The 25,385-nt window shown below is 65.7% G+C and carries 20 protein-coding genes; 5 read left to right on the top strand and 15 right to left on the bottom strand.

The genetic code is table 11. From position 1 onward, the window contains the following. Positions 1-155: 155 nt before the first annotated feature. The 5 genes from ACZK08_RS02510 to ACZK08_RS02490 all read left to right on the top strand — a co-directional run bounded on the left by ACZK08_RS02510 (position 156) and on the right by ACZK08_RS02490 (position 6,203). Positions 156-902, top strand: a complete 747-nt coding sequence (locus ACZK08_RS02510; protein ID WP_053516970.1) for an electron transfer flavoprotein subunit beta/FixA family protein — start codon at positions 156-158, stop codon at positions 900-902. Beyond that, the gene (locus tag ACZK08_RS02505) at positions 902-1,843 is read left to right on the top strand and encodes an electron transfer flavoprotein subunit alpha/FixB family protein (protein WP_065182502.1); all 942 of its coding nucleotides are present in this window, start codon (positions 902-904) and stop codon (positions 1,841-1,843) included. Before ACZK08_RS02510 ends, ACZK08_RS02505 begins: the two co-directional genes overlap by 1 nt. A gap of 143 nt (positions 1,844-1,986) precedes the next feature. Beyond that, a complete protein-coding gene (locus tag ACZK08_RS02500; RefSeq protein WP_053516973.1) occupies positions 1,987-3,345 on the top strand; it encodes a phosphohexomutase domain-containing protein in 1,359 nt (452 codons plus the stop codon). A gap of 14 nt (positions 3,346-3,359) precedes the next feature. Continuing rightward, on the top strand, positions 3,360-4,769 hold the full coding sequence (locus tag ACZK08_RS02495) for a mannose-1-phosphate guanylyltransferase/mannose-6-phosphate isomerase (protein WP_065175349.1): 1,410 nt from the start codon (positions 3,360-3,362) through the stop codon (positions 4,767-4,769). 36 nt (positions 4,770-4,805) lie between these two features. Continuing rightward, on the top strand, positions 4,806-6,203 hold the full coding sequence (locus ACZK08_RS02490; protein WP_231107788.1) for a UbiA family prenyltransferase: 1,398 nt from the start codon (positions 4,806-4,808) through the stop codon (positions 6,201-6,203). 109 nt (positions 6,204-6,312) lie between these two features. On the opposite strand, the gene ACZK08_RS02485 is transcribed toward ACZK08_RS02490, so the two are convergent. The 15 genes from ACZK08_RS02485 to ACZK08_RS02415 all read right to left on the bottom strand — a co-directional run bounded on the left by ACZK08_RS02485 (position 6,313) and on the right by ACZK08_RS02415 (position 25,355). Further along, the gene (locus ACZK08_RS02485) at positions 6,313-7,449 is read right to left on the bottom strand and encodes a glycosyltransferase family 4 protein (protein ID WP_065182503.1); all 1,137 of its coding nucleotides are present in this window, start codon (positions 7,447-7,449) and stop codon (positions 6,313-6,315) included. A gap of 2 nt (positions 7,450-7,451) precedes the next feature. Next, positions 7,452-7,799, bottom strand: coding sequence for an EamA family transporter (locus ACZK08_RS02480; RefSeq protein ID WP_065182504.1), 348 nt, complete (start codon positions 7,797-7,799; stop codon positions 7,452-7,454). Positions 7,800-7,860: 61 nt separating this feature from the next. Continuing rightward, positions 7,861-10,059, bottom strand: coding sequence for a hypothetical protein (locus ACZK08_RS02475; protein ID WP_065182505.1), 2,199 nt, complete (start codon positions 10,057-10,059; stop codon positions 7,861-7,863). A gap of 94 nt (positions 10,060-10,153) precedes the next feature. Continuing rightward, positions 10,154-11,056 (bottom strand): GDP-mannose 4,6-dehydratase, encoded by a 903-nt coding sequence (locus ACZK08_RS02470; RefSeq protein WP_053516979.1) that lies wholly within the window; start codon positions 11,054-11,056, stop codon positions 10,154-10,156. After that, a complete protein-coding gene (gene gmd / locus ACZK08_RS02465; RefSeq protein WP_053516980.1) occupies positions 11,040-12,074 on the bottom strand; it encodes a GDP-mannose 4,6-dehydratase in 1,035 nt (344 codons plus the stop codon). The genes ACZK08_RS02470 and gmd overlap by 17 nt, the downstream gene beginning before the upstream one ends. Next, a complete protein-coding gene (locus ACZK08_RS02460) occupies positions 12,071-15,751 on the bottom strand; it encodes a glycosyltransferase (RefSeq protein WP_065182506.1) in 3,681 nt (1,226 codons plus the stop codon). The genes gmd and ACZK08_RS02460 overlap by 4 nt, the downstream gene beginning before the upstream one ends. Then, positions 15,748-17,169, bottom strand: a complete 1,422-nt coding sequence (locus ACZK08_RS02455; RefSeq protein ID WP_053516982.1) for an FkbM family methyltransferase — start codon at positions 17,167-17,169, stop codon at positions 15,748-15,750. The genes ACZK08_RS02460 and ACZK08_RS02455 overlap by 4 nt, the downstream gene beginning before the upstream one ends. 9 nt (positions 17,170-17,178) lie before the next feature. Next, the gene (locus ACZK08_RS02450) at positions 17,179-18,441 is read right to left on the bottom strand and encodes an ABC transporter ATP-binding protein (protein WP_053516984.1); all 1,263 of its coding nucleotides are present in this window, start codon (positions 18,439-18,441) and stop codon (positions 17,179-17,181) included. Then, positions 18,438-19,232 (bottom strand): ABC transporter permease, encoded by a 795-nt coding sequence (locus tag ACZK08_RS02445; RefSeq protein WP_111186692.1) that lies wholly within the window; start codon positions 19,230-19,232, stop codon positions 18,438-18,440. Before ACZK08_RS02445 ends, ACZK08_RS02450 begins: the two co-directional genes overlap by 4 nt. A 37-nt stretch (positions 19,233-19,269) precedes the next feature. After that, positions 19,270-20,568: a glycosyltransferase family 4 protein gene (locus tag ACZK08_RS02440; protein WP_231107784.1), complete on the bottom strand. Its 1,299-nt coding sequence runs from the start codon at positions 20,566-20,568 to the stop codon at positions 19,270-19,272. Positions 20,569-20,576: 8 nt separating this feature from the next. Beyond that, positions 20,577-21,749, bottom strand: coding sequence for a cystathionine gamma-synthase (locus ACZK08_RS02435; protein WP_065182508.1), 1,173 nt, complete (start codon positions 21,747-21,749; stop codon positions 20,577-20,579). Positions 21,750-21,872: 123 nt separating this feature from the next. Further along, a complete protein-coding gene (locus ACZK08_RS02430) occupies positions 21,873-23,243 on the bottom strand; it encodes a pyridoxal-phosphate dependent enzyme (protein ID WP_053516986.1) in 1,371 nt (456 codons plus the stop codon). Between the two features lie 304 nt (positions 23,244-23,547). Further along, positions 23,548-23,784: an HP1242/YdcH family protein gene (locus ACZK08_RS02425; RefSeq protein ID WP_053516987.1), complete on the bottom strand. Its 237-nt coding sequence runs from the start codon at positions 23,782-23,784 to the stop codon at positions 23,548-23,550. 324 nt (positions 23,785-24,108) lie between these two features. Beyond that, positions 24,109-24,993: an OmpA family protein gene (locus tag ACZK08_RS02420; RefSeq protein WP_065182509.1), complete on the bottom strand. Its 885-nt coding sequence runs from the start codon at positions 24,991-24,993 to the stop codon at positions 24,109-24,111. Beyond that, positions 24,990-25,355, bottom strand: coding sequence for a DUF4398 domain-containing protein (locus tag ACZK08_RS02415; protein WP_053516990.1), 366 nt, complete (start codon positions 25,353-25,355; stop codon positions 24,990-24,992). The genes ACZK08_RS02420 and ACZK08_RS02415 overlap by 4 nt, the downstream gene beginning before the upstream one ends. Positions 25,356-25,385 lie beyond the last annotated feature (30 nt).

Genomic DNA, 25,385 nt, shown 5'->3' with positions numbered 1-25,385 from the left:
ACAGAGCCCCTTCCCTGAGAGAGCATTAGTGCGCCGCAGCACAACCATACGCATTCGCATGGTTGCCCCAAGCCAGCTAGAATCGGGATCCCACCCCCGAACCGGTTGCTGTCAGGACCGGACGTTCTCCCTGTTACTGAAGGACCCCGTACCAGATGAAAATCCTCGTCGCATACAAGCGCGTGGTGGACTACAACGTCCGCATTCAGGTCAAGCCGGACGGTTCCGGCGTGGTCACCGATGGCGTCAAGCTGTCTCCCAATCCTTTCGATGAAATCGCCCTGGAAGAAGCCCTGCGCCTGCGCGACAAGGGCATCGCCACGGAGGTGGTGGTGGCCACCATCGCCCCGGCCGACGCCCAGGCGCATCTGCGCAACGGCCTGGCCATGGGCGCCAACCGTGCCGTGCACGTGGTCACCGACCAGGCCATCCAGCCGCTGACCGCCGCGCGCACCCTGCTCAAGCTGGTCGAGAAGGAGCAGCCGGACCTGGTGATCCTCGGCAAGCAGGCCATCGACGATGACGCCAACCAGACCGGGCAGATGCTGGCCACGCTCTGGGGCCGCCCGCAGGCGACCTTCGCCAGCAAGCTGGACATCGCCGATGGCAAGGCCACGGTGACCCGTGAGGTCGACGCCGGCCTGGAAACACTGGAAGTGGATCTGCCGGCGGTCGTCACCACCGACCTGCGTCTGAACGAGCCGCGCTTCATCAAGCTGCCGGACATCATGAAGGCCAAGGCCAAGCCGCTGGAAACCCTGCAGCTGGCCGACCTCGGCGTTGAAGCCGCCGACACCTTCAAGACCACCCGGTACGCTGCGCCGTCCAAGCGCAGCAAGGGTGTAATGGTCAAGGACGCGGCCGAACTGGTGGCCGCACTCAAGCAGAAGGGGTTGCTGTAATGAGCAAGATTCTCGTCATCGCCGAGCACCACGACGGCAAGCTCAACGCCGCCACCGCCAAGACCGTCAGCGCCGCCGCTGCCATCAGCGGTGCCAGCATCGACGTGCTGGTGCTGGCCGCCGATCCGACGGCCGTCGCCGCCGAGGCCGCCAGGATCGCCGGCGTCGCCAAGGTCCTGACCGTGGCCAACGCCGCCAACGCACAGGCCCTGGCCCAGGTGCTGGCGCCGCAGATCGCACAGCTGGCCAAGGGCTACAGCCACGTGTTCGGCCCGTCCACCACCTTCGGCAAGGACCTGATGCCGTGCGTGGCCGCCCTGCTGGGTGTCAACCAGGTCTCCGACCTGATGGCCGTGGAAGGCAGCCACACCTTCAAGCGCCCGATCTACGCCGGCAACGCCATCATCACTGTGGAAGCCCCGGCCGACCAGGTCGTGGTCGCCACCGTGCGTGCCGCGTCGTGGCCGGAAGCCGCGCAGGGCGGCAGCGCTGCCATCGAAGCGGCCAGCGTCGATGCGGCACTGCCGACCCACACCCGCTTCGTCGGCCTGGCCGCCGGTGCCAGCGACCGTCCGGACCTGCAGAGCGCCAAGCGCGTGGTCTCCGGTGGCCGTGGTGTCGGCTCGGAAGAGAACTTCAAGGTCGTCTTCCAGCTGGCCGACAAGCTCGGCGCCGCCGTCGGCGCCTCGCGCGCCGCCGTCGATGCCGGCTACGTGCCCAGCGACCTGCAGGTCGGCCAGACCGGCAAGATCATCGCGCCGGAGCTGTACGTGGCCGTCGGCATCAGCGGTGCGATCCAGCACCTGACCGGCATCAAGGATGCCGGCACGATCGTGGCGATCAACAAGGACGGCGATGCGCCGATCTTCGAGATTGCCGATATCGGCCTGGTCGGGGATCTGTTCACGATCCTGCCCGAACTCGAGGCCGCGCTGGGCTGAGCGCCCGCCCGGGGTGCCGCGTAATCAACAGGTTACGCGGCATTCCCTTCCTTCTGGGGCCCGCAGGGACGCTGGCCTGGCTCACCCGTCCTTGCAGTGCCTGTCGCTATAATCCGGGGTCAACCCGTGTAAGGACTGCATTGATGACGCTCCCGTGTTTCAAGGCCTATGACATCCGTGGCCGCGTTCCGGATGAACTGGATGAACGCCTTGCCCGCCGCATCGGCGCCGGCACTGCCGCGTTGCTGGGCCCGGGACCGGTGGTGGTGGGACACGATATCCGCCTGAGCAGCCCTGCCCTCCTGCAGGCCGCCATCGAAGGCCTGACCGCCAGCGGCCGCGATGTCATCGACATCGGCATGTGCGGTACCGAGGAGGTCTATTTCCAGACCTTCCACCGCAAGGCCGCCGGCGGCATCATGGTCACCGCCAGCCACAACCCGATGGACTACAACGGGATGAAGCTGGTGCGCGAGGAGTCCAAGCCCATCAGCGGCGATACCGGCCTGTTCGACATCCGCGACTTCGCCGCCTCGGAGGCGCCGCTGGGAACCGGCCAGGGCGAGGTCCGCCAGGACACCGACAAGTCCGCCTACATCCAGCACCTGCTCGGCTACGTCGACGTGGCCGGCCTGAAGCCGCTGAAGATCGTCACCAACCCCGGCAACGGTGGCGCTGGCCTGGTGATCGACGAACTGGCGCCGCACCTGCCGTTCGAGTTCATCCGCATCCAGCACGAGGCCGATGGCAGTTTCCCGAATGGCATCCCCAATCCGCTGCTGCCGGAGAACCGTGCGGCAACGCGCGATGCCGTGCGCGCGCACGGTGCCGATTTCGGCATCGCCTGGGACGGCGATTTCGATCGCTGCTTCTTCTTCGACGCCGACGGCAACTTCATCGAGGGCTACTACCTGGTCGGGCTGCTGGCGACGGCGCTGCTGGCCCGCCAGGCGGGCGGCAAGATCATCCACGACCCGCGCCTGACCTGGAACACCGTGGAAATGGTCGAGCAGGCCGGCGGCGTGCCGATCATGAGCAAGACCGGGCATGCGTTCATCAAGGAGCGCATGCGTGCCGAAGATGCCATCTACGGCGGCGAGATGAGCGCCCACCATTACTTCCGCGAGTTCGCCTACTGCGACTCGGGCATGATCCCGTGGCTGCTGATCGCGCAGCTGGTTTCCACGACCGGCAAGTCACTGGGCGAGCTGGTGGCCGATCGCATGAAGGCCTATCCGTGCAGCGGCGAGATCAACTTCCGTGTTGACGATGCCAAGGCGACCGTGGCGCGTGTGCTGGCGCATTTCCAGCAACAGCAGCCGGTACTGGACCATACCGATGGAGTCAGTGCGGATTTCGCCGACTGGCGCTTCAACCTGCGCAGCTCCAACACCGAGCCGCTGCTGCGCCTGAACATCGAAACCCGTGGCGATGACGCCCTGCTGCGCGAACGCATCGCCGAGCTGACCGCCCTGATCGGCGGCACGCCGGCAAACCATTAACCGAAGGACGCACCATGAATCCCATCGTTCCCGTCATTCTTTCCGGCGGCTCTGGCACGCGTCTGTGGCCGCTGTCGCGCGAAGCGTATCCGAAGCAGTTCCTGCCGCTGGTCGGCAACGACACGATGCTGCAGGCGACCTGGAAGCGCGTTGCGTCGATTGCCGGCGCGGCACCGATCGTGGTCGCCAACCAGGAACACCGTTTCATGGCGGCCGAGCAGCTGCGCGAATGCAAGGTGCTGCCGCAGGCGCTGATCCTCGAGCCGGTCGGCCGCAACACCGCGCCGGCGATCGCCATCGCCGCGCTGCAGGCACTGTCGGCCGGCGATGACGCGCTGCTGCTGGTGCTGCCGTCGGACCACGTGGTCCGCAACGAGGCGGCGTTCCATGCCGCGGTCAAGCAGGCCGCCGTCGCGGCCGAATCCGGCAAGCTGGTCACCTTCGGCATCGTGCCGACGGCGCCGGAGACCGGCTACGGCTACATCAAGGCCGCCACCGGTGAAGGCGTGCGTGCCGTCGACCGCTTCGTCGAGAAGCCCGACCTGGCTACCGCCGAACAGTACGTGGCATCCGGCGAGTACTTCTGGAACAGCGGCATGTTCCTGTTCAAGGCCTCGCGCTACCTGAAGGAACTGGAGACGCTGCAGCCGGCGATCCTCGCCGCCTGCCGCAATGCGCTCGACAAGGCCGCACGCGACAACGACTTCATCCGCCTCGACGCCGAGGCCTTCGCTGCCAGCCCGAACGACTCGATCGACTACGCGGTGATGGAAAAGACCGCCGATGCCGCCGTGGTGCCGCTCGACGCGGAATGGAATGACGTCGGCTCGTGGTCGGCATTGTGGGAAGTGTCCGACAAGGATGCCGACGGCAACGCCTGCCATGGCGATGTCATCGCCCTGGACTGCAAGGACAGCTATGCCTATGGCAACCGCCTGATCGCGATGGTCGGCCTGCAGGACGTGGTGGTCGTGGAGACCGACGACGCCGTGTTCGTCGGCCACAAGGACCGCGTGCAGGACGTCAAGGAGATTGTCGGCCGGATCAAGCGCGAGGGCCGCAGTGAAGCTGCCGCGCACCGCAAGGTGTACCGTCCGTGGGGCGCCTACGATTCCATCGACAACGGCGACCGCTTCCAGGTCAAGCGCATCACCGTCAAGCCGGGCGCGACCCTGAGCCTGCAGATGCATCACCACCGCGCCGAGCACTGGATCGTGGTCAGCGGCACGGCCGAGGTGACCCGGGGCGACGAGGTCATCCTGCTGTCGGAAAACCAGAGCACGTACATCCCGTTGGGCGTCACCCATCGCCTGAAGAACCCGGGCAAGCTGCCGCTGGAGTTGATCGAAGTGCAGTCGGGCAGCTACCTGGGCGAGGACGATATCGTTCGTTTCGAAGACCAGTACGGCCGCGCGGGAGGCTGATCGGTGAGTGCTTCGGGTGCCGGCCGTTCGAGGCCGTTGTGTGTTGATCTGGACGGCACCCTGCTGCGCAGCGACCTGTTGTACGAGACCTTCCTGAGGATGCTGGCACGGCAGCCCTGGATGCTGTTCGTGCTGCCGTTCTGGCTGCTGCGTGGCAAGGCGCACCTGAAGCACCAGCTGGCGGTGCACGGTGCCGGCGATCCGGCACTGCTGCCGTATGACCCGCGCGTGGTCGAACTGCTGCGGACCAGCAGTGATCGCAGGCGGGTCCTGTGCACGGCATCGGACGCGGCACTGGTGGAGCCGATCGCGCGCCATCTGGGCGTGTTCGACGACGTGTTCTGCAGCGATGGACACACCAATCTTGCCGGCCATCGCAAGGCCGATCTGCTGGTGGAGCAGTTCGGCGAGCGCGGTTTCGACTACATGGGCAACGCGCGGGTCGATCTGGCCATCTGGAAGCACTCGCATTCGGCCTGGGTGGTCAACGCCAGTGCCGGTGTCGCCCGCGCTGCGGCGCACTGTTCGGAGCTTGCCGCCCACTGGCCCCGCGAAGGCGGCGGCCCACGCGCCTGGCTCAAGGCGATGCGTGTCCACCAGTGGCTGAAGAACGTGCTGGTATTCGTGCCATTGCTGGCGAGTCATCGTTTCCTGGAGCTGGAGACCACGCTCAACGCGGTGCTGGCGTTCATGGCCTTCGGGCTGTGCGCATCCGGCGTGTATCTGTTCAATGATCTGCTGGACCTCGACTCGGACCGGCAGCATCCGCGCAAGCGCAAGCGCCCGTTCGCCTGTGGCCGGCTGGATCTGCGTTCGGGGCTGCTGGCCACGCCGGTACTGACCCTGGCCGGCTTCCTGCTGGCGGCCATTGTCGCCCCTGGATTCCTGCTGGTACTGGCCATCTATTTCTGCCTCACCCTGGCCTATTCCCTGCGGATGAAGCAGGTGGTGATGATCGATGTGGTGATGCTGGCCGCGCTCTACACCATCCGCATCGTCGGCGGTGCCGCGGCAATCGACGTCACGCTTTCGTTCTGGCTGCTGACCTTCTCGATGTTCATCTTCCTCAGCCTGGCCATGCTCAAGCGCTACACCGAACTGCGCATGACGCTGGCCAGCGGCAAGGAGAAGCCCAGCGGGCGTGGCTACCACGTCGAGGACCTGGGACTGGTACAGGCCCTGGGTACCGCGTCGGGCATGGCGTCGGTACTGGTGCTGTGCCTGTACATCAACGCGCCGGAAAGCCAGGAGCTCTACGGGCATCCGCTGTTCCTGTGGCTGCTGTGCCCGGTCCTGCTCTACTGGATCTGCCGGACCTGGCTGCTTGCCCACCGTGGACAGATGCATGACGACCCGGTCGTGTTCGCAGTGAAGGATCCCGGCAGCCTGATCACGGTGCTGGTGGGTGGCCTGTCGGTACTGGCGGCAATCTGAATCAGGCACATGACCGCTGCGCCACCGGCGCGCAGCCTGTCATTCAAGCACGGGGAATGACGGTTCCATCGCTGCCCGCAGGCAGCGGTGGCAATCCAGCCAGGCGGGATCAGGCCGGACGCTCGGGCCCGGTGCGATCCAGCAGCATGGCTTCCTGCAGGTCGTAGAAGCGCCGCAGCGGATAGGCCTGCAGTGCGCGTGCGCGTACCTCGGCACGGCTTGCCGCATCGCGGCTGGCCATCAGGCGCAGCATCGCTGCCGCCAGTGCCGGCGCATCGCCGACCGGCACCACTTCGCCATTGCCGGTGTTCTGCACGATGGTGCGCACGCCCGGCAGGTTCGACGCGATCACCCGTGAACCACTGAGCATTGCCTCCAGCTGCACCATGCCGAACGCTTCATAGCGGTTGACGCTGGGCAGTACCAGCACATCGAGCTGCGCATAGAACGCCTGCAGTTCCTGTTCGCTGACGCGACCGCGCACGTCCACCGCATCCCCCAGCGCGGCGATGCTGCCGTGGATGGCATCCATGATGCCGCCGCCGGCGATGTTGTGGGTATCGCCGACCAGCACCAGGCGGACACGGTCGCCATGCAGGGCATGGACCTGGCTGAAGGCGTCCAGCAGGACAGGCAGGCCTTTCTCGGCGACGAAGCGGCCCACGAAACCAAAGCGGAACACCCCGTCGGTGCTCGCCGGGCGATCCTGCCAGGGCATCGCCTTCATCGGTGCCAGCACTTCATGCTGCTTGTGGCGGATGCCGGACAGCCAGGCCGAGGAGCTGGCGTAATCGTGGGTAAGCACCCCGACATCACGGGCGCGCCGCGTGGCCAGCCAGCAGGACACACGGGTCACGTTCACCGCCAGCCGGTCCAGCAGTCCACCGACCACGGCCATGTCGCACTGGTAGTTCACCACCAGCTTGCGGGCGGGGACCAGCAATGACAGCAGGCCCGATTCCAGCATCGGCATATGCAGGTTGACCACATCATGCTGCCGCGCCAGTCGGCGGAACCAGGTGATGAACTTCCAGCTCAGGACGCCTTTGTGCATGCGGGCGAACACCGGTGCGCGCACCACGCGCACGCCGTTGATGGTCTCTTCCACCGGCAGGGATGCATCGTGCTGGGTGGTGAGCACGGTGACCTCGTGGCGATGGGACAGGTCCTCGGCGAGCATCCGCGCGAATTCAGTCACCCCGCTCATATAGGGCGTGTAGTAGGTCAGGACGATCAGGATCTTCATGCTCAGCTCGCGCTCACCAGGACCACGCCCAGCACGATCAGGCCGATGCCGGCCATCCGCAGTGGACCGATGTGCTCGCCCAGGAACAGCACGGCAAGCACCGGTGTCACTACGTAGGTCAGGGCGATCATCGGCTGCAGCTTGGTCAGTGGCATGTACTTGAGCAGCACCACCCACGACACCAGCGGGATCATCTGCAGGATGAAGCCGGTCACCAGTGGCAGGTTGAACGCGGACGTCAGCATCGGCAGGATGCCGTCGGAATAGGTGACACGCCCTGCCCCGACCTTCAGCAGGACGGTTCCACAGGCGCCGAGGATGACCAGGCCGAAGACGATCAGGAGTTGCATGGGAGACCTCTTGCGCCGTGGCCGTGGCCCGACGCTGTTCGATGGATGATTGCGAAGACCGTCATTCTGCCGGCTCGGCGGGCACGCCGCAGCTGATGCGGGCGTGGGACACGCTGGCGAACAGAGGCCGGGGATCGGTTGATAGACCCAACGCCTGCGGCGACGCAACCGGCCAATCCGGCGCGAGGACGACCACCGAGCTGCCGCCGGCCAACGACAAACTGACCTCGCCCTGGTGCCCGTCGACGGTTGCTGCTTCCACACCGTTGACGGTCACATGGATACGTCCCTCGGCGGGTGGCTGCAGCAGATCCAGATCAACCTGCAGTCGTGCGTCCGCACATCCTTTGGGCACGAAGGTTTCAAGGCTGAAGGCGCCGCGGGTCCAGCAGTGATCCTGTTCGCAGGTGTGCCAGCCCGTACCCGCCTGGGCCAGCGGCAACTGACCGGACTGCAGCGAGAACAATGCGAATGTGGGATCTTCCAGGAGCGGGGCAGTACCCGGCGGCAGCGCTGGGCCCGTTCCGGGCTGCCTGAGTACCAGCAGCCAATCGGGTGATTCGGCAGCGCGCAGGCTGTCATTGAACAGGGCATCGCTGTACCCCACCGGAGCGTCGCCACGGTCGGCAATGCGCGCGCGCACCCCGCGCCGATGCAGCTCCAGCACAGCAAAGTCCTGCTTGACGTAGCGCTCCGGCCCGTTGACCCCGGACGTGTCGATGACAACCTCATCTCCCTTCTGCGGCAGCCTGATCGCTTCCGAGAGGGCATGGGTGATACCCGAAGGCACATGCGAGACCAGGATCGATCGCGAACGCACGGCGTAGGCCGCCGACAGCGCCCCCAGCGTCGCCATCAGCAGCAGTACCACACCTGTGCGGCCGCGACGGCGCGCATGGCGCAGCAGAAGCCAGCTCAACAGCGCCACCCATGCCGGCCCGAGCACCTGCACCAGCTTGTGCTCGCCGTACTGATAGCCATGGCTCTGCACATAGGCAACCAGCACCATGCTGGCTGCCAGCAAGCCGACGAAGAACCGCCAGCGTCCCTCCCGGATGGAAAGCCATGCAGTGGACACCATCAGCACCAGCCCGAGCATGATGGCTTCCGGATTCACGGCAGGTTCGCCGGTCATCAACAGGCCGGCGAAGGGAGCCGACAGCCACCAACCCCAGAAGGGCTGCCGGATGTACCAGCTGGGCCACGACGACTGCGCGACGATGCCACTGACCTGGGCATAGGATGCCATCAGCTCGGGCAGCATCCGGTTGAGGACGATCGCGCAGGCCAGCATCGCCAGCAGGCCGCCCAGCAGGAACACCCGCCAGGAACGCAGCCACATGGCCGTCACCAGTACGGCCAGGGCCACGATCATGCACGCATGCACCGCCGCTTCGCCGTATGCCATGCCGGTACAGCCCGCGGCTGCACCCAGCATGATCCACTTTGCACCCAGCGACTGCATCGGCGTAAGTGCCCATAGCACGATCATCATCAGCAGGGCGCCCGCCATCGCCGTACCGATGTTCTCGTTGACCACCGCAAGCATCATGCCGGTACCCAGCATGCACAGCACCGCCAGCAGGAAGGCCACCGCGGTTCCCCGCGGCCAGCGACGCGCGCCGCCGAAGCGGCCTGCCATCGAGGGCAGCATGCCGAGCACCGGGAACAGTGCGGCGGTGCCGATCATCGCCCGCACCTGGTTTGGGCCTGCCTCCGGCACGAAGCTGGACGCCAGTGCCAACAGGCTGTACGCCCCATTGCGCTGCACGATGCAGCCGTTGCCGATGAACTGCATGCCCTGACCGCATTGCCCCAGCGCCCACTCGCGGGCCACCGTGGCCTGCTCGACCCAGAGCGGGTGTTGCATGGCCCATTTGGCACCGCCGTAGAAGAACACCAGATCATGATTGGTGCCTTCAAGCATCCACAGATGCCGGGAGGCGAACATGAGATTCCACCATGCGACCAGCAGAACGCCCGCAAGCAGACTGATCGTGAACGCCCAGATCGACGCATGGGCGAGCGGATCGGCGAAGCCACGGCGAAGCGCCACGAGGGCTCCCACGGCCCCGCTGATCAGGAAACAGGGAAACACCACGTAGCCGGGCAGCCACGCATTGGCATTCATCAACAGAGCCAGTACGCACACGCTCGCAAGCAGCAACGCCTGGACCGGCCCGATCCGCCGCAGATGCGGGCTCACGCGGATGCCGGCGACGGCCAGCAGAGTCGAGCTGCCGATGACAGCAAGACACATCGCCAATACCGGCGCAATCAGTTGCCAGACATAATGCACTGCGTGTTCTCCCTGCACTGAAGGCGGGATCCGCCGAAGCGGACCCCGCGCTCTTTCAGGCCTCCGCGCGGGCCTGGTACATCCAACGAAGCGTCTCGCCCAGATCGAAGTCCGGCAATGAGCCGACCGCGGCCCGCAGCTTGCCGTTGTCACCACGCAGCGACTTGACCTCGTTGGCGCGGACGAAGGCGGGATTCACTTTCACTTCGATGTCGCGGCCGGAGATGCCACGCATGCGTTCGATGACCTCATGCAGCGAATGCTCCTGGCCGGAGCAGACGTTGTAGGTCTGGCCATTGCCCGGCAGTGCCAGCAGGCCTTCGTAGGCAGCGGCCACGCCCCGCACGTCATTGAAATCGCGCGAGACATCGGTGTTGCCCAGCTCGATCACATCGGCACCGCGGCGGAAGTGCGCCACGATCTTCGGAATCAGGAACTTCTCGTCCTGGCCCACGCCGGTGTAGTTGAATGGACGCACCAGGGTCAGCGGAAGCTGATCGATCCACAGCGCCGCCATGGCCTCCATCGCCATCTTGCTGACCGCGTAGTCGTTCTGCGGCGAAAGTGGCGCCTGCTCGTCGAGCACGCCGGACGCGTTGCCGTAGACATTGGCACTGCTGGCCAGCAGTACATTGCTCGGCGCCTCGTCCAGAGACGCCAGCGCTTCCAGCAGATTGCGCGTACCCACCACGTTGACCCGGTAGATCTCGTCGGCATCACCGTGGGCGACGAACGAGATCGCAGCCAGATGGACCACGCGCTGCGGACGCACTCTGGCGACGTGCTGCTTGAGCGCAGCACGGTCGAGCAGATTGACCGACGTTGCGGTGTCGCCGGAATGCAGATCATGCACATCGCAACCGGCAGCACGCAGGCGCTCGATCACGTAGCGCCCGGTGAACCCGGACGCCCCCGTGACCAGCACGCGCTGGCCTGACAACTCAGAACGAGAAGCCACGCTCGTTCCTCTTGAGGTCAGCCTCGACCATCATCTGGCACAGCTGTTCCAGGCTGGTCTGCGGCTTCCAGCCAAGGATGCGCTCGGCCTTTTCCGGGTTGCCGATCAGCAGATCGACTTCGGCCGGGCGGTGGAACTTCGGATTGATGCGCATCACGGTCTTGCCGGTGGCGGTGTCCACCGCGACTTCGTCCACGTCCTTGCCCTTGAACTCGACATCGATGCCGGCGCCCTTGAACGCCATCGCCACGAAGTCGCGCACGGTCTCGGTACGGTTGGTGGCCAGCACGAAGGTGTCCGGCTGCTCGGCCTGCAGCATGCGCCACATGCCTTCCACGTATTCCTTGGCGAAGCCCCAGTCACGCTTGGCGTCCAGGTTGCCCAGTTCCAGGACGTCCAGCTGGCCCAGCTTGATCTTGGCAACCGAGTCGGTGATCTTGCGGGTCACGAACTCGCGCCCGCGCAGCGGGCTTTCGTGGTTGAACAGGATGCCGCTGGAACCGAAGATGTCGTAGCTCTCGCGGTAGTTGACGGTGATCCAGTGCGCGTAGAGCTTGGCCACGCCGTACGGGCTGCGCGGGTAGAACGGGGTGTCCTCCACCTGCGGCACGGCCTGCACCTTGCCGAACATTTCCGAGGTCGACGCCTGGTAGAAGCGGATCTTCGGATTGACCAGGCGGATCGCTTCCAGCAGGTTCAGTGCACCCACGCCGGTGATCTGCGCGGTGGTGGTCGGCTGGTCGAAGCTGACGCCGACGAAGCTCTGTGCGGCCAGGTTGTAGATCTCGTCCGGCTGGATCTTCTGCACCATCGCCAGCGACGTGCCGAGGTCGGTCAGGTCGTACTCCACCAGGTGCAGGTTCGGGTGGTTGGTCACGCCCAGCTCATCCAGGCGCCAGAAATTGACCGAGCTGGTGCGGCGGTAGGTGCCGTGGACTTCATAGCCCTTCTCCAGCAGCAGCTGGGTGAGATAGGCGCCGTCCTGACCCGTGATGCCTGTGATGATTGCCTTCTTCATTGCTTCTCGTCCTGATGATTGAGTGAATTTGCAGCCAGAGCCTGCCGACGCGTGCGGAGGATCTGTCGAGCCATGGAGTCCAGACGGCGGGCCAGCGCAGGATACCGGTGTTCGGCGCGCCATTGTGCGGCACGCTGCTGCACATCGGCCAACACTGGATCGCCGTCGCGGCTGGCACGCAGCAGTTGCCGCAGACCGGCCGCAAGATCGGGCGGGGCGGTCCCGGGCAGACGGTGAACGACGTCGCCGACGTTGTCGAAGATCGCCAGCGGCGTGACGGCCACCGGGCGGCCTGAGGCCAGCCCGTAGCGGACTGCCGCGCTGGAGGATTCGCCGGTGCCCTGGTATGGGAACACCACCACATCGGCCTGCACCAGCTCCTGCATGCTCTCCTGGTCACGCAGGAAACGGGTCACCATCCGCACACGCGACTGCAGGCCATGCTGCACGACCCGGGCCACCGCCTGGTCGATCTGCTGCCGCGAGACATCCACCGGATACTCGGCATTGATCATCGCCAGTTCGACGTCCACGCCCTGGGCGACCATCAACGCAACAGCGTCGATCAGTTCCAGCAACCCCTTGTGCGGCAGGAAGAAACCGTAGGAAACGACGCGCAGGCGTGCGCCCGTGTTTGCCGCCGCCGGCTCAGCCGGTTCCAGGATGCCGTGCGGGAACATCGCGGTGTTGCGCTCCACGCCGATGTCCTTGAGACGGTTGAGGTCGTGTATGGAGTGCACCAGCACGCGATCGCAGCCGGCCAGTGCCGGCCCCAGGTCGCGCAGCCGCTTGCGCGGATTCTCCGCGGCATCAACGGTTGCATGCATCATCACGATCAGGCCCCTGCCGGCCGCCTGCTGCCGCTCAAGGAAGGCCGAGAAAGCGGGGAAGTCAAAGAAGCCGTACTGGAACTGGATGATCAGCGTGTCCAGCTTCAGACGCTCGATCTGCTGTTCCAGCCGCTCAAGCATGTCGCCTTCGCCCTGCCGCCAGCAGCGGACAACCTCTGGCCCATCTCGGAACGTGCGGTCATCGGCCTCGGCCGCCAGGATCGCCACCGGTGTTCCGCCGCTCTCCACGAGATAGCTTGCGTAACTGGCCACGCCGCAGCGCGTATTCCAGGTCGTGATCCAGCCGACGCGCGCATCGGGCAGCGTCGGCTGCGCCGCGAACGCGCGTACGTCCTGCTCCAGTCTCCGCGCGGCATCGGACCACGTGAAGCGCGACTTCAGAAGTCGCCGCGCGGCCTCGACCTTGTCCCGCACACGCGCCGGATCGGCGCCGTGCACCTCACGCATTGCGGCGGCCAGCGCGTCGACATCGGGTTCGGCCCAGACCGAATTGCGCAGATTGAAGTGGGTCTGCGCCGGAACGAAGCGGTAATCCACCATCCAGGCGGTTTCTTCGCTGCAGAAATCCAGCTGCCCCCCCCAGTTGGTGGTGATCACCGGCAGGCCGCCCAGCATCGCTTCGGCCAATGGCAGGCCAAAGCCTTCAGCCCGGCTCGGCGCCAGCAGCGCGTTGCAGCTCGCGTACAGATGCTTGAGCTGGGCGTCGCTCACGTCCTCCTCGATGATGTGCACGTCCGGATAATCCGGGTTGTCGCGGCGTGCGTCAGCCAGCCAGCGATGCACTTCATTGTGTGGATTGGCGAAGGTCTTGATGACGAGGCTGACATCGTCGGCGGCGCTGAACGCCTTGCCATAGGCCAGAAGCATCGCGTCCACGCCCTTGCGCGGGAAGCACGAGGACACGTGGAGGAAGCGGAACCCCCTGCCCGGCACCGGATACGTCGCATCGGCAACAATCTGCTCCCAGTGATCCACGCCGTTCCAGCAGACGCCAAGGGGAACCGACACGCCGTTATCCACCATGATCTTCTCGACATGATGCGAAACGCAGGAGATCCCCTGCAGGCTGTCATTGAACTCCTCGACCCACTCCTGCGGAAAACCGCTCTCCTCCCAGGGATAGGCGTGCAGCAGGTTCATCCTTGCGCGTGCATCGGCAACCCGTGGCGGATACAGCAGTCGGCTGGTCACATCGGCCTGGTCGGCCGGGATCGCGGCCACGGCAGCATGCAGCGCCGCCACGCGCGGATTGCGCGCAAGGAACTGCGGTGACGGATCGAAATCACCCGGGCCCTCGGTCGAATGCAGACCCACGCGGTGGCCACGATCGGCCAATGCTTCCGCGAGGCAACGGTTCACCAGGGCCAGGCTGTAGCTGCTGTCGAATGGCCCTTCCACGCGCCAGGACAGCGACGCGGGCAGCTCACCGCCGCGTGCGAGCGCCTCGTTGGCCGCCATTCCGGAGGAGATCAGCGCTGCCGCCTGCTGCAGTTCGAAGGGTTCCGGCTCGCAGCCGACGTCCAGCCCACCCACCGCCTGGACCAGGGTGCGGTAGCCGGCGTCGAGTGCAGGCGACGCGGCGACCCAGCGGCGATCGCGTGGCGCACGACGCGATGCGACCGCTTCCATGGCCTGCAGCGCGGCCTTGGCCGAATTGTCCCACGAGAACTTCGCCGCCTGTCGGGGAGCATGGGCACGCAGGGAATCGGCGAATGCGGTGTCAGTCAGGACGTTCTGCATGGAGCGGGCGATCGAAGCAGGCTCCGTTGGATCGAACAACGCATCTTCACGACCGATCACCTCGGGGATGCTGGTCGTGCCTGAGCCAATGGTCGGTGCTCCGCAGGACATGGCCTCCAGCGCGGGCAGGCCAAAGCCTTCATGCAACGAGGGGAACACGAAGGCCGCCGTCGCGCTGTACAGCGCGATCAGCTCTTCGTCGGTGATATAGCCGGTGAACACCACCTGGTTGCTGACGCCGAGCTGCGCTGCCAGCACATCGAAATTGCGGCGGTCGTGCTCGGACACTTTGCCGGCGATGACCAGCTGCGTCGACGCACGTACGGCCGGATCCATCAGGGAGAATGCCCGCAGCAGACCCTCTGCATTCTTGCGCGGCTCCATTGCCCCGCTGTACATCACGTAGCGGCCACGCAGGCCGAAGCGCTCGCGGAACAGGGTCTGCTCGCGTTCGCCGATGGCCATCGGCACGAAGTGCGGCGAGATTGCCGAGGAGATGTTGACCACACGCGCCGGATCGATATCCAACGCCTGCAATGCCTCCTGCCGGGCATGCTGGGAGATCGACAGCAGCAGGTCGGCGCGCTTGAGCGACTCGACCTTGTCCATGTACCAGGACCGTACCCAGTCCGATGCCAGATAGACGTCGGGATTGAGCAGCGGAATCAGGTCATAAAGGGTCAGCGCAGTCGCCGCCCGTACGCCCGGCAACTTGCCGATCGAGCCGACCGCACCGCCCTGGGAACCTTCGAACAGGCTGGATACGTGGATGAAGTCGGGCTGGAGCCCATCCAGGAACGCTTCCCACATCAGCTCGGATGCACCACGCCGCCACGCATCCGCGGCGTTCGGCCAGCCTACCCGGCTGAAGGTATCGAACTGACGGATCCGTTCCTGCGGGACCAGGCCATCCAGGGCCTGGCGGATGTCGCCGATGCCATCGGGGAAGGTGCCGTTGACCGCCACCCAGATCTCATGGTCGCCCGCATTGCGGGCCATCGCTTGCGCCAGCGAGGTCGAATAGCGCCCGATGCCCCGGAATCGGCTCTCGGTCTGTGCACCCTGCAGGTCAATCAGCACTCTCATCGGGCAGCCCTTTCATTCCTTGAACGCTTCAGGTCTTCCAGCACGCGCCGGGCCCGTCGATCCAGATGGACGACAGTGACTTCGTGCTCGTTGCCCTCCATTGCAGCCAATCGCGCCCGCTCGATCTCGAACAGCTGTTCGCTGATGGCGATCTTCTGCAGGCGCTGGTGAAGGAAGGGAATGCGCGTAACCAGGGGCTTGGCCAGGCGGCGCAGCCACGGTGCGGCCATGGCGACCTTCAGCGCGCGCACGACCGCCGGCCGCAGCGCACGTTTCATGCGGCCCAGCACGCTGGACGACAGGCGTCGGCGCACGGCCCGGAACGGCCGCGTGAGCTGCCACGAACGGCTGCGTTCGATCGCATCCAGCTGCGCGCGCAGCTGCTCATGCGCCAACCACCAACGATGGGCCTCGTGCTTGCCCTTGGTGACCTGCTCAGTCAGCTCGTGCAGTTCGGTCAGCGCCTTCCTGTCGAGCAGGCTGCGCTCACGCTCATGCTTGCTCACCAGTTCCCGCTGGGCCACTGCCATCGCACGGACCGCGCCTTCGTGCTCGCTGCGCAGCCTTTCCATTGCCCGGGCGTTGTGCTCGGTTGCCTCGGCGGATTCTTCCTGCGCCCGCTGCAGTGCCGCGTCCAGATCCTGGATCCGCTCGTTCAGTTCGACCTCGCGTCGATCCGCCAGCGTCTGCAGTTCGTGATAGGCCAGGTTGATCTGCGAGCAGAACTGCGAGCCCGAACTCAGACTGAAATCATCGAACACATTGGGTCCGCTCTCGAATGCCGCATCCAGTTCGGGATGCTGCGCACTGGCGTAGAACCGGTTGAGGCCGTCGAAATAGACGAACCGGTACCCCTTGTCGAGCAGGATCGGTTCCCAGTTCTGGTGGGATTGTTCCGAACTCAGCGGACGCGTGCTTTCCACCACCACCAGCCAGGGCAAGCGGGTATCGCGCTGCCAGCCGCGCAGCACCAGTTCCTCGGCGCCCTCGACGTCGACCTTCAACCAGTGGATGTCGGTGGCTGGCACCTGCTCCAGCACGGTGTCCAGCGTCAGCGCCGGCACACGCACGTCGGAGACGTTGAAGCCCGCCTCCCGATGTTCGGCAGCGATGGCCGGATCCGTGGTGCTCAGGCCGGTATCGGCGATGTTGAAGAACTGCAGTATCCCGGGTTGATCGCTTACGGCAACCTGCAGCACCACCTCATCCGGCCGGCGATCGCGCAGCAGGTTGGCATACTGCGGCGTGGGCTCCACGTGCACGCCGCGCCAGCCATGCTCGTAGAACATCCGGCTTACCGAGTCGGTGTCGGGGCTCTGTGCGCCCACATCGACATAGCAGCCATTGACCACATGTGACAGCGCGCGCCAGAGCATGACGTCTTCGAAATTCTGCGCGTAGGAAATCAGCTTTGACATGGTTGTCCGTCAGTCCGCCTGCACACCATCGGCCGATGCGCGGCTGCGTTCGACGCTGAAGGCAGCATCGAGCCAGTTCGATCCGATGAACGTGGTCCTGTCGGCATTCATCACGTCGAACACCAGCAGGTTGTCCACCCACTCGAAGTTGTCGACCATGTGCGTTTCGGTGCTGACCAGCGCCGGCGACACCGAGTAGGAACCCGGGCCCAGCGTACAGGTGAAGTCCAGGTGGTAGACCACCTGTTCTCCGCCCCGCACATCACGCTGGACCTGACCGGTATGCCAGGTATTGCTGCCCCAGATGATGTGGCCCTGCTTGTCGCGCAGCATGAACCCCAGTACCAGGCTGGGCAGGTCGGCACTGACCTGTGCCTTCAGTTCAAGCCGGAGCTTCTGGCCAACGGTTGCCAGCTTGACCTCCTGGCTGCTTTCGCCATCGAGCAGTCGCAGCGATTCCACGCGGGCCTGGCCGGTCCCGCTCCGGGTAGTCACCCAGCCGGATTTGCCACGGCGCTGCTCGACCGCAAGCGTCTCGTTTTCCTTCTTCGCGATCAGCGCGTTGTAGAAATCGATGACCTCGTCCGGCTCGCCATCCTTCAGCACTCGTCCCTTGTCCAGCAGGATCGCGCGGTCGCACAGTGCCTTCACGTCGCTGAGGCTGTGCGAGACCAGCATGATCGACGTGCCCTCCTCGCGGAAGCGACGCATGCGGTCGAAGCTCTTGTGCTGGAAGTAGCTGTCGCCGACCGACAGGGCCTCGTCGACGATCAGCAGGTCCGGGGTGAATGCAGTGGCGACGGCAAACGCCACGCGCACCTGCATGCCGCTGGAATAGGTACGCACGGGCTGGTCGAAATACTCGCCAACTTCGGCGAAGGCCTCGATCTCCGGCATCGCGGCTTCGATCTGCTCCTGCGAGTAGCCCATCAGGCCTGCGGAGTGGAACGCGTTCTGGCGACCGGTGAGGTCGGGGTTGAAGCCCATGCCCAGCTCGAGAATCGCCGCAACGCGGCCGGTCCGCGTCACCTGGCCCTCGGTGGGCTGGGCGGTTCCGGTGATGAGCTTGAGCAGGGTGCTCTTGCCCGCGCCGTTCTGGCCGATCACGCCCACGGCTTCGCCGGGCGCGATGGTGAAAGACACATTGCGCAGCACCCAGTTCTCTTCCTTGGGCCGCGTCGGCACACCGAACCAGCGGGCCGCGCGCAGCCACTCACTCGTCCAGACACGATACGCCTTGCCGACGTTGTCGACCTTCAGTTCACCACTCATAGCGCATCCACCATTTCCGGGCTGGCACGACGGAACATCACCAGCGAAGCCAATGCCAGCACCACCGTGGCGATCATCAGCCACAACAGGTCACCCCAGACCGGCGGCTTGTCGAACAGCAGCACGTTCTGGTAGCTGGTAACCAGCGGCAGCAACGGGTTGAGCCGGAAGATCGCCTGCACGCGCTCGGGCAGGATGGTGATGTGGTAGACGATGGGAGTCAGCCAGAACAATGCCTGCAGGACCACCGGAACCACTTGGCCGATATCGCGCATGAACACGTTGAGCACGCCCAGCAGCAGGCCCAGCGCCATCGAGAAACTCAGCGTCAGCAGCATCAGCGCCGGCAGCCACAGGGCCTCGGCCGTGGGCATGTGGCCCATCACCGCGAACACCGCGAAGATCGCCACCAGCAGCAGCACGTTGTTGACCAGCATAGTGCCACCGGCGATGAACGGCAGGCAGATGCGGGGGAACGACATCTTCTTCATCAGGTTGCCGCTGTCGACGAACAGGTTCACCGACTTGCCGATGGTCTCGGAGAACATCGTCCAGCACAGGGTGCCGGACATCAGGTACAGCGCGTAACCGTACTTGTCATCGATGCCCGGCAGCTTGGCGGCCAGCACCTCGGACAGGATCGTGGCGAAGATCAGCACCTGCATCAGCGGGTGGATGATCATCCACAAGGCGCCCAGGCGGCTGCGGATGAAGCGCAGCCGCAGCTCGTTCTTGATCGAGGAAAAAATGAAATAGCGGTAGTTCCACAGGGCTTTCAGCATACCCAGCATGTCGAATCCTCGTGCCCGGTGGGGGTGGTTCTTGGGTTCATCGGTCGTGTCGTTCCAAAGACTGCAATCGAGCGCGCATGGCCGTTGCGGCGGCCTGCAGGCTCATGGTTTCCAGGATGTCGCTGCGTGCCTGCACGCCGATCCGCTGCGCCAGGCCCGGTTCACGGGCGAGCCGGCGCATCCACGCTGCCGCGGCCGGCACGTCGGCCTCGGCCCAGGTGCCGCCATCAGCGAAGGGATACTCCCCCGGGCGGATCGGCACCGTGCGGAACGGCACCAGGCAGCTGTTGCCCTCGTTCATGAAATCGAGATTGCCCGACCAGGCGGTGGCGATCACCGGCTTGCCACGGGCCATGCTCTCGGCCAGTCCGAGCCCCAGCCCTTCCGCGCGGTGCAGCGAGACATAGGCATCGGCAGTTTCCTGCAATGCGTGCAGCTGCGCATCGTCGAGCACCTGGTCGCGTACCAGGATGCGCGGATCGCCGGCAGCCTGCTGCATCAGCTCGCGCAGCCGCTGCGGATGGCGGAAGCCGTTGCTGCACTTCATCACCAGCTGCACGTTGTCCGGTGCGCCATCGAAGGCCGCGCGGAACGCCGCCAGCACCGCCCACGGATTCTTGCGGTGGATCGACGAATTGAAGTCGAAGCTGCACAGGAACACGAACGCGTCGTCGTCCAGGCCGAAGCTGGACCGGGACAGGTCCGCGCCGGGCTGCGGCACGATCGGATGCGGAATGCGCACCACCGGCTTGCCGGTCGCGCGCCGGAAGGCATCCTCGACGAAGCGGGTGGAGACCCAGACTTCGTCGACCTGCTCCAGCGTTCGCTGCCATGCGGCCGGCACGGTATCCAGTTCCCAGAACCAGAACGCGATGGTGTAGGTATCGCGCGGCAGGCGGGGCGCCAGTTCACCGAACAGGTCCGGATTCACGAATACCAGGTTGAAGGGATAGGGCGCGCCCCGTCCGAGCTGGCCGGACAGGCTGTGGTCATTGCACGCGTGCGGGATGCGGAGGGCGGCATCGTTCACCGCAACCGGATATCCCTCACTCAGCAGGGCACGGGCATACATCCGTGCCGCCTGACCCAGGCCGAACTGGCCGTGGATGTAGCCGTACAGATTGACGCCCGGCCCCAGGGTGGGATCGGTCGGCGGGAAGACCAGCGCTTCACCGCGCGCGTCGCCAGCGGCCGGTGCGGGCAGCGCGGGGAAACGCGCCTGCTCCAGTCCGCGGGCAAGCCACCAACGGCGCAGCCCGCCCAGCCGGGCGCGCAGGGCGTGGACGATGCGACGTGGCGCCCGCCTCCCTCCCCTGCTTTCGTCGTTGCTGGCCATGGTGCGGCTCAACCCAGCGCCCGTTCCAGGTCCTGCTGCAGGTCGCCCAGGTCTTCCACCCCCACGCTCAGGCGCACCAGCGCATCGCTGATGCCCAGCTGCTCGCGGCGCGCGACCGGGATCGACGCATGGGTCATCACGGCAGGATGGTTGACCAGGCTCTCCACGCCGCCGAGCGATTCGGCCAGGGTGAACAGCTCGGTCTTCTCGCAGAAGCGCTTGGCCGCCTCGAAACCGCCCTTGAGGACGATCGAGACGATGCCGCCGTAGCCGCCCATCTGGCGGGTCGCCAGGTCGTGCTGCGGGTGCGAGGCCAGGCCGGGGTAGATCACCTTGTCCACCGCCGGGTGCTTTTCCAGCCATTGGGCCAGGGCCAGCGCATTGGCGCAGTGCGCCTTCATGCGCAGCGGCAGGGTCTTCAGGCCACGCAGGGCCAGGAAGCTGTCGAACGGCCCCTGCACGCCCCCCACCGAGTTCTGCAGGAACGCCATCTGCTCGGCCAGTTCGGCGTTGTCGCCGACCACGACCATGCCGCCGACCATGTCCGAATGCCCGTTGAGGTACTTGGTGGCCGAGTGCAGGACCAGGTCCGCCCCCAGTTCCAGCGGACGCTGCAGCATCGGTGAGGCGAATGTGTTGTCCACCACCACGATCAGGCCATGGCGCTTGGCGATGGCGGCGACCGCAGCGATGTCCACGATCTTCAGCATCGGGTTGGTCGGGGTTTCGATCCATACCATGCGCGTGGCCGGCGTGATCGCAGCCTCGAACGCGGCCAGGTCGGTCAGATCGACGAAGCTGAAGTCCAGCCCGGCGGTACGACGGCGCACGCGCTCGAACAGGCGGAAGCTGCCGCCATAGATGTCATCCATCGCCACCACGTGGCTGCCGGCGTCCAGCAGTTCGATCACGGTCGAGCTGGCGGCCATGCCGGAAGCAAAGGCGAAACCGCGGGTTCCCCCCTCCAGCGAGGCGACGCAGCGCTCATAGGCAAAGCGGGTCGGATTGTGCGTACGCGAGTATTCGAAGCCCTGGTGCTCGCCCGGGCTGGACTGCGCATAGGTCGAGGTGGCGTAGATCGGCGGCATCACCGCACCGGTGCTCGGATCGGGCGACTGGCCGCCGTGGATGGCCAGGGTGGCCAGGGCGAGCGCGCGATCCTGGGAAGAAGCGTTGGACATGTTGATTCCTGATGGGCACCGGTGGACGGTGCCGTCGAAGGAGCGGAAGTCTATCAGCGCGGCCTTAACAACCTTTGACGCGAATAAACGTGAATTCAGCTGCGATCGTCTGTGATCTTCGCGTTACTGAACGCGACGCCGCAGGTAGTTGAGCAGATCGATCCGGGTGATCAGGCCGAGGAAGGCATTGCCGTCCATGACGATCGCCACCTGGCCACGATCGAACACGGGCAGCAGGGCTTCGATCGGCGACTTCACGTCCAGCCGGTCCAGCTTGCTGACCATGGCCGTGGCCACCGGATCCCGGAAGCGCGCCTCGTCGCCGTAGACATGCAGCAGTACGTCGCTTTCATCGACGATGCCGACCAGCTGGTCGCCCTCCATCACCGGGAGCTGCGAGACGTCGTACAGCTTCATCCGCTGGTAGGCGGTGGTCAACAGATCATTCGGGCCGATCACGACGGTGTCGCGCTGGCCGTACGGGCGCAGGATCAGGTCGCGCAGGTCGCCGTGCTGCGGGCGCTCGAGGAAGCCGTTGTCCAGCATCCAGTAGTCGTTGTACATCTTCGACAGGTACTTGTTGCCGGTGTCGCACACCAGCACCAGCACCTTCTTCGGCGTGGTCTGCTCGCGGCAGTACTTCAGTGCGGCGGCGAGCAGGGTACCCGTGGAGGAGCCACCGAGGATGCCTTCCTTGCCCAGCAGTTCGCGTGCGGTGTGGAAGCTCTCGGCGTCGCTGATGGCATAGGCCTTGGTGACACGGCTGAAATCGGAGATCGAGGGCAGGAAATCCTCGCCGATGCCTTCCACCAGCCAGCTGCCCGACTTGTCATTGAGCACGCCATCGTTGATGTACTCGGCCAGGATCGACCCGACCGGGTCGGCCAGCACCAGCTCGGTCTTCGGCGACAGCGTGGCGAAGGCGCGCGACAGGCCGGTCATGGTGCCCGAGCTGCCGCAGCCGAACACGATGGCGTCCAGATCGCCGCCCATCTGCTCCAGGATCTCCGGGCCGGTGCCGAATTCGTGGGCGGCCGGATTGTCGGGGTTGCCGAACTGGTTGATGAAGTAGGCGCCCGGCGTCTGCTCGGCAATGGTCTTTGCCAGATCCTGGTAGTACTCCGGGTGGCCCTTGGCCACGTCCGAGCGGGTCAGACGCACTTCAGCGCCCATCGCCTTCAGATTGAAGATCTTTTCCCGGCTCATCTTGTCGGGAACGACCAGGATCAACTTGTAGCCCTTCTGCTGGGCGACCAGGGCCAGGCCCAGTCCGGTGTTGCCCGCGGTGCCCTCGACCAGCGTCGCGCCCGGCTTCAGGTCCCCGCGCTTCTCCGCTGCCTCGATCATCGACAGGCCGATGCGATCCTTGATCGATCCACCCGGGTTGGCGTTCTCGAGCTTCAGATAGAGCTCGCAGACACCGGTGTCCAGGCGCTGGGCCTTGACGATCGGGGTCTGGCCAATGAGTTCGAGGACGGAAGAATGGATGGGCATTCGCAGGACTTTCGGTTCGCGCCACACAGGGCCGGACAGATGATTATCCGACGGATGGCGCTGAAAGTCAGGTCAGTCCGGGCATGGGCGCGACGCTGCCGGAAAAGGGATGCGGACGGCCCCGGATCGACGAGGAGACCGGTACCGTCCGCATCGATGAGACAGGGACGTGCGGGCCAAGGCACCACCGCCTGTGGTGCCTTGGCGCGGCCGCCGTCATCGGCGGTACCGCGACGCCAGGGCGCGAGCGCCTGGCCGGGCCTTCTGTGGCCGGATCACGCCGTTCCGGGCGTGACGAGGTGCGTCACAGCGTGGCGGACGTCGTTGGGAGCGGTGTTTCGTACATTCGCAGAAGTCGTTGCTTGGCCAGCAGCTTCTCACGCTTCATGCGACCCAGGGTGACATCATCGATCGGGAGTACACCCAACTCCGCGTCCATGCACTTCTTGTTCAACTTGCGGTGCTGGTCATGGAGTGCCCTGAACTCCGGATCACGCGCGCGACGTGCGTCGATCTCGCTCTGGGGCTGATCTTCAAACATGATGGACCTCCTTCGACAGATACGCGAACGCCCCGGCCGCAAGGCACGGGGCGTTGTTCATGGAGGAGCGCCGTTCGATGGCTGCATGGGTGCGCACAACGACCTGCGGCACTGGCCTGCGCACGTCGGTCTGCTGCGGTTCGCGCCCTGCTTGCATCGGCCCGGCCCTCCCATCGTCCGGTCCGCGGCATTGCGTCCCGGACGATTGACCCTACGCCTGCTCCGGGCGGGGTACAAGACCCCTGCGACAAAAAGACCGAACCCCGCCGGGGCGGGGTTCAGGCTGAATGCTCAACGCAACGAAAAACAAACAATATCAATCAATTACGGGGCGATGATGACCTCGGCCGAGCGCGCCCGGGTCGACGCCGCCTTCTTGCCGCTGATCTGGATGCGGTTGCTGGCGACACCGCCCGCCACCAGTGCATCACGCAGGGCCTCGGCGCGCTTCTGCCCGACGCCGTTGGCGCTGTCGTAGGCCTCGATGCGCAGCCGGCCCTTCTTGCCGATGTTCAGGTACTCGGCCAACGCCTTGGCCTGGTTGCGCGCCCCGGCGGACAGACTGGAGCCGCCCGCTCCGAAAGCATCACCGGCGAAGGTGAAGACCTCGCCGCGTCCGTCGAACTTCGAGCCCGGCAGCTTCTGCCCGGACACCAGCTCGGCCTCCTCGCGGGCCAGTTTCGCCGCATTCTGCTGGGCCGCGCTCAATCGCTGCTGCTGCTTGCCGGCCACGCTGGTCAGGGCGTTCTCGGCGTCCTGCCGTGCCAGCGTCTCGGCCTCGGCAGCCTGACGCAGGCGTTCAGCTTCCTCGGCCTGCATCTGCGCCTGCATGCGCAGCTGTTCGGCCTCCTGGCGGGCGCGGGCGGCATCGCGGCGGCTCGCCTCGATCAGCAGGTCACTGCGGGTCCGCTCGAGCCGATCGACCTCACGGGCGGCCAGGGCCGCGCGTACGGCGGTCTCGGCGATCTCGACCCGGCGCTGGGCCAGGTAGGTCGCCAACTCCTGGTCGCGGCGCTTGGCCTTGTCCAGGGTGGCAATGGCCTGCTGGGCCTGCATGCGCTCGAAGGCGCCCAGTTCGGCGGTGTCCGGATTGGCCTGGATGGCCATCAGGCGCTGGCTCAGCTGGGCCACCACGGGGTTGTCGGCCGCCAGGGCAAGGGTCGGCAGAGCCAGCAGTACGGCCAGGGTTACGGCGTTCACGGGTTTCACCGGCGGTCCTCCCCGGTCGAGAGCTGGCGCTGCAGCTGGTTGACCTCGTTGCGGCGCAGCTGCAGCTGCGCGGTGGCAGTGGCCTCCTCGCTGCGGGCGCGGGCCAGGTCGGCATCGGCCGCCGCGCGCAGGGCCATGGCCGGGGCGTTCTTGCGTTCGCGGCGATCGCCAGCGGCGCGCTGCGCCTGCTCCAGGCCCTGCCGGGCCAGATCGATCAGGTCCGGGGCGTACTGGTCGGCATCGGCCTGGGTGGCCTTGTCCACCGCCTGCCGGGCCTGGGCCAGTTCCAGCGCACCGTCCTGCGCCCAGGCGGGGGCAGACAGTGCGAATGCAAACGCCATCACATACAGGCCGTGGCGCATTCGTGCGAAGCTAGGTCGTTTCATTGGGGA

The sequence above is a fragment of the Stenotrophomonas sp. 112478_Sma genome (assembly GCF_056479905.1).
This window is presented reverse-complemented; position numbering and strand designations above follow the sequence as displayed.

What these genes read in the sequence shown, in the direction of transcription:
- ACZK08_RS02510 (WP_053516970.1), top strand. Translation starts at nt 156, where the DNA reads ATGAAAATCCTCGTCGCATACAAGCGCGTGGTGGACTACAACGTCCGC.
- ACZK08_RS02505 (WP_065182502.1), top strand. Translation starts at nt 902, where the DNA reads ATGAGCAAGATTCTCGTCATCGCCGAGCACCACGACGGCAAGCTCAAC.
- ACZK08_RS02500 (WP_053516973.1), top strand. Translation starts at nt 1,987, where the DNA reads ATGACGCTCCCGTGTTTCAAGGCCTATGACATCCGTGGCCGCGTTCCG.
- ACZK08_RS02495 (WP_065175349.1), top strand. Translation starts at nt 3,360, where the DNA reads ATGAATCCCATCGTTCCCGTCATTCTTTCCGGCGGCTCTGGCACGCGT.
- ACZK08_RS02485 (WP_065182503.1), bottom strand. Translation starts at nt 7,449, where the DNA reads ATGAAGATCCTGATCGTCCTGACCTACTACACGCCCTATATGAGCGGG.
- ACZK08_RS02480 (WP_065182504.1), bottom strand. Translation starts at nt 7,799, where the DNA reads ATGCAACTCCTGATCGTCTTCGGCCTGGTCATCCTCGGCGCCTGTGGA.
- ACZK08_RS02475 (WP_065182505.1), bottom strand. Translation starts at nt 10,059, where the DNA reads ATGTGTCTTGCTGTCATCGGCAGCTCGACTCTGCTGGCCGTCGCCGGC.
- gmd (WP_053516980.1), bottom strand. Translation starts at nt 12,074, where the DNA reads ATGAAGAAGGCAATCATCACAGGCATCACGGGTCAGGACGGCGCCTAT.
- ACZK08_RS02460 (WP_065182506.1), bottom strand. Translation starts at nt 15,751, where the DNA reads ATGAGAGTGCTGATTGACCTGCAGGGTGCACAGACCGAGAGCCGATTC.
- ACZK08_RS02455 (WP_053516982.1), bottom strand. Translation starts at nt 17,169, where the DNA reads ATGTCAAAGCTGATTTCCTACGCGCAGAATTTCGAAGACGTCATGCTC.
- ACZK08_RS02450 (WP_053516984.1), bottom strand. Translation starts at nt 18,441, where the DNA reads ATGAGTGGTGAACTGAAGGTCGACAACGTCGGCAAGGCGTATCGTGTC.
- ACZK08_RS02445 (WP_111186692.1), bottom strand. Translation starts at nt 19,232, where the DNA reads ATGCTGGGTATGCTGAAAGCCCTGTGGAACTACCGCTATTTCATTTTT.
- ACZK08_RS02440 (WP_231107784.1), bottom strand. Translation starts at nt 20,568, where the DNA reads ATGGCCAGCAACGACGAAAGCAGGGGAGGGAGGCGGGCGCCACGTCGC.
- ACZK08_RS02435 (WP_065182508.1), bottom strand. Translation starts at nt 21,749, where the DNA reads ATGTCCAACGCTTCTTCCCAGGATCGCGCGCTCGCCCTGGCCACCCTG.
- ACZK08_RS02430 (WP_053516986.1), bottom strand. Translation starts at nt 23,243, where the DNA reads ATGCCCATCCATTCTTCCGTCCTCGAACTCATTGGCCAGACCCCGATC.
- ACZK08_RS02425 (WP_053516987.1), bottom strand. Translation starts at nt 23,784, where the DNA reads ATGTTTGAAGATCAGCCCCAGAGCGAGATCGACGCACGTCGCGCGCGT.
- ACZK08_RS02415 (WP_053516990.1), bottom strand. Translation starts at nt 25,355, where the DNA reads ATGCGCCACGGCCTGTATGTGATGGCGTTTGCATTCGCACTGTCTGCC.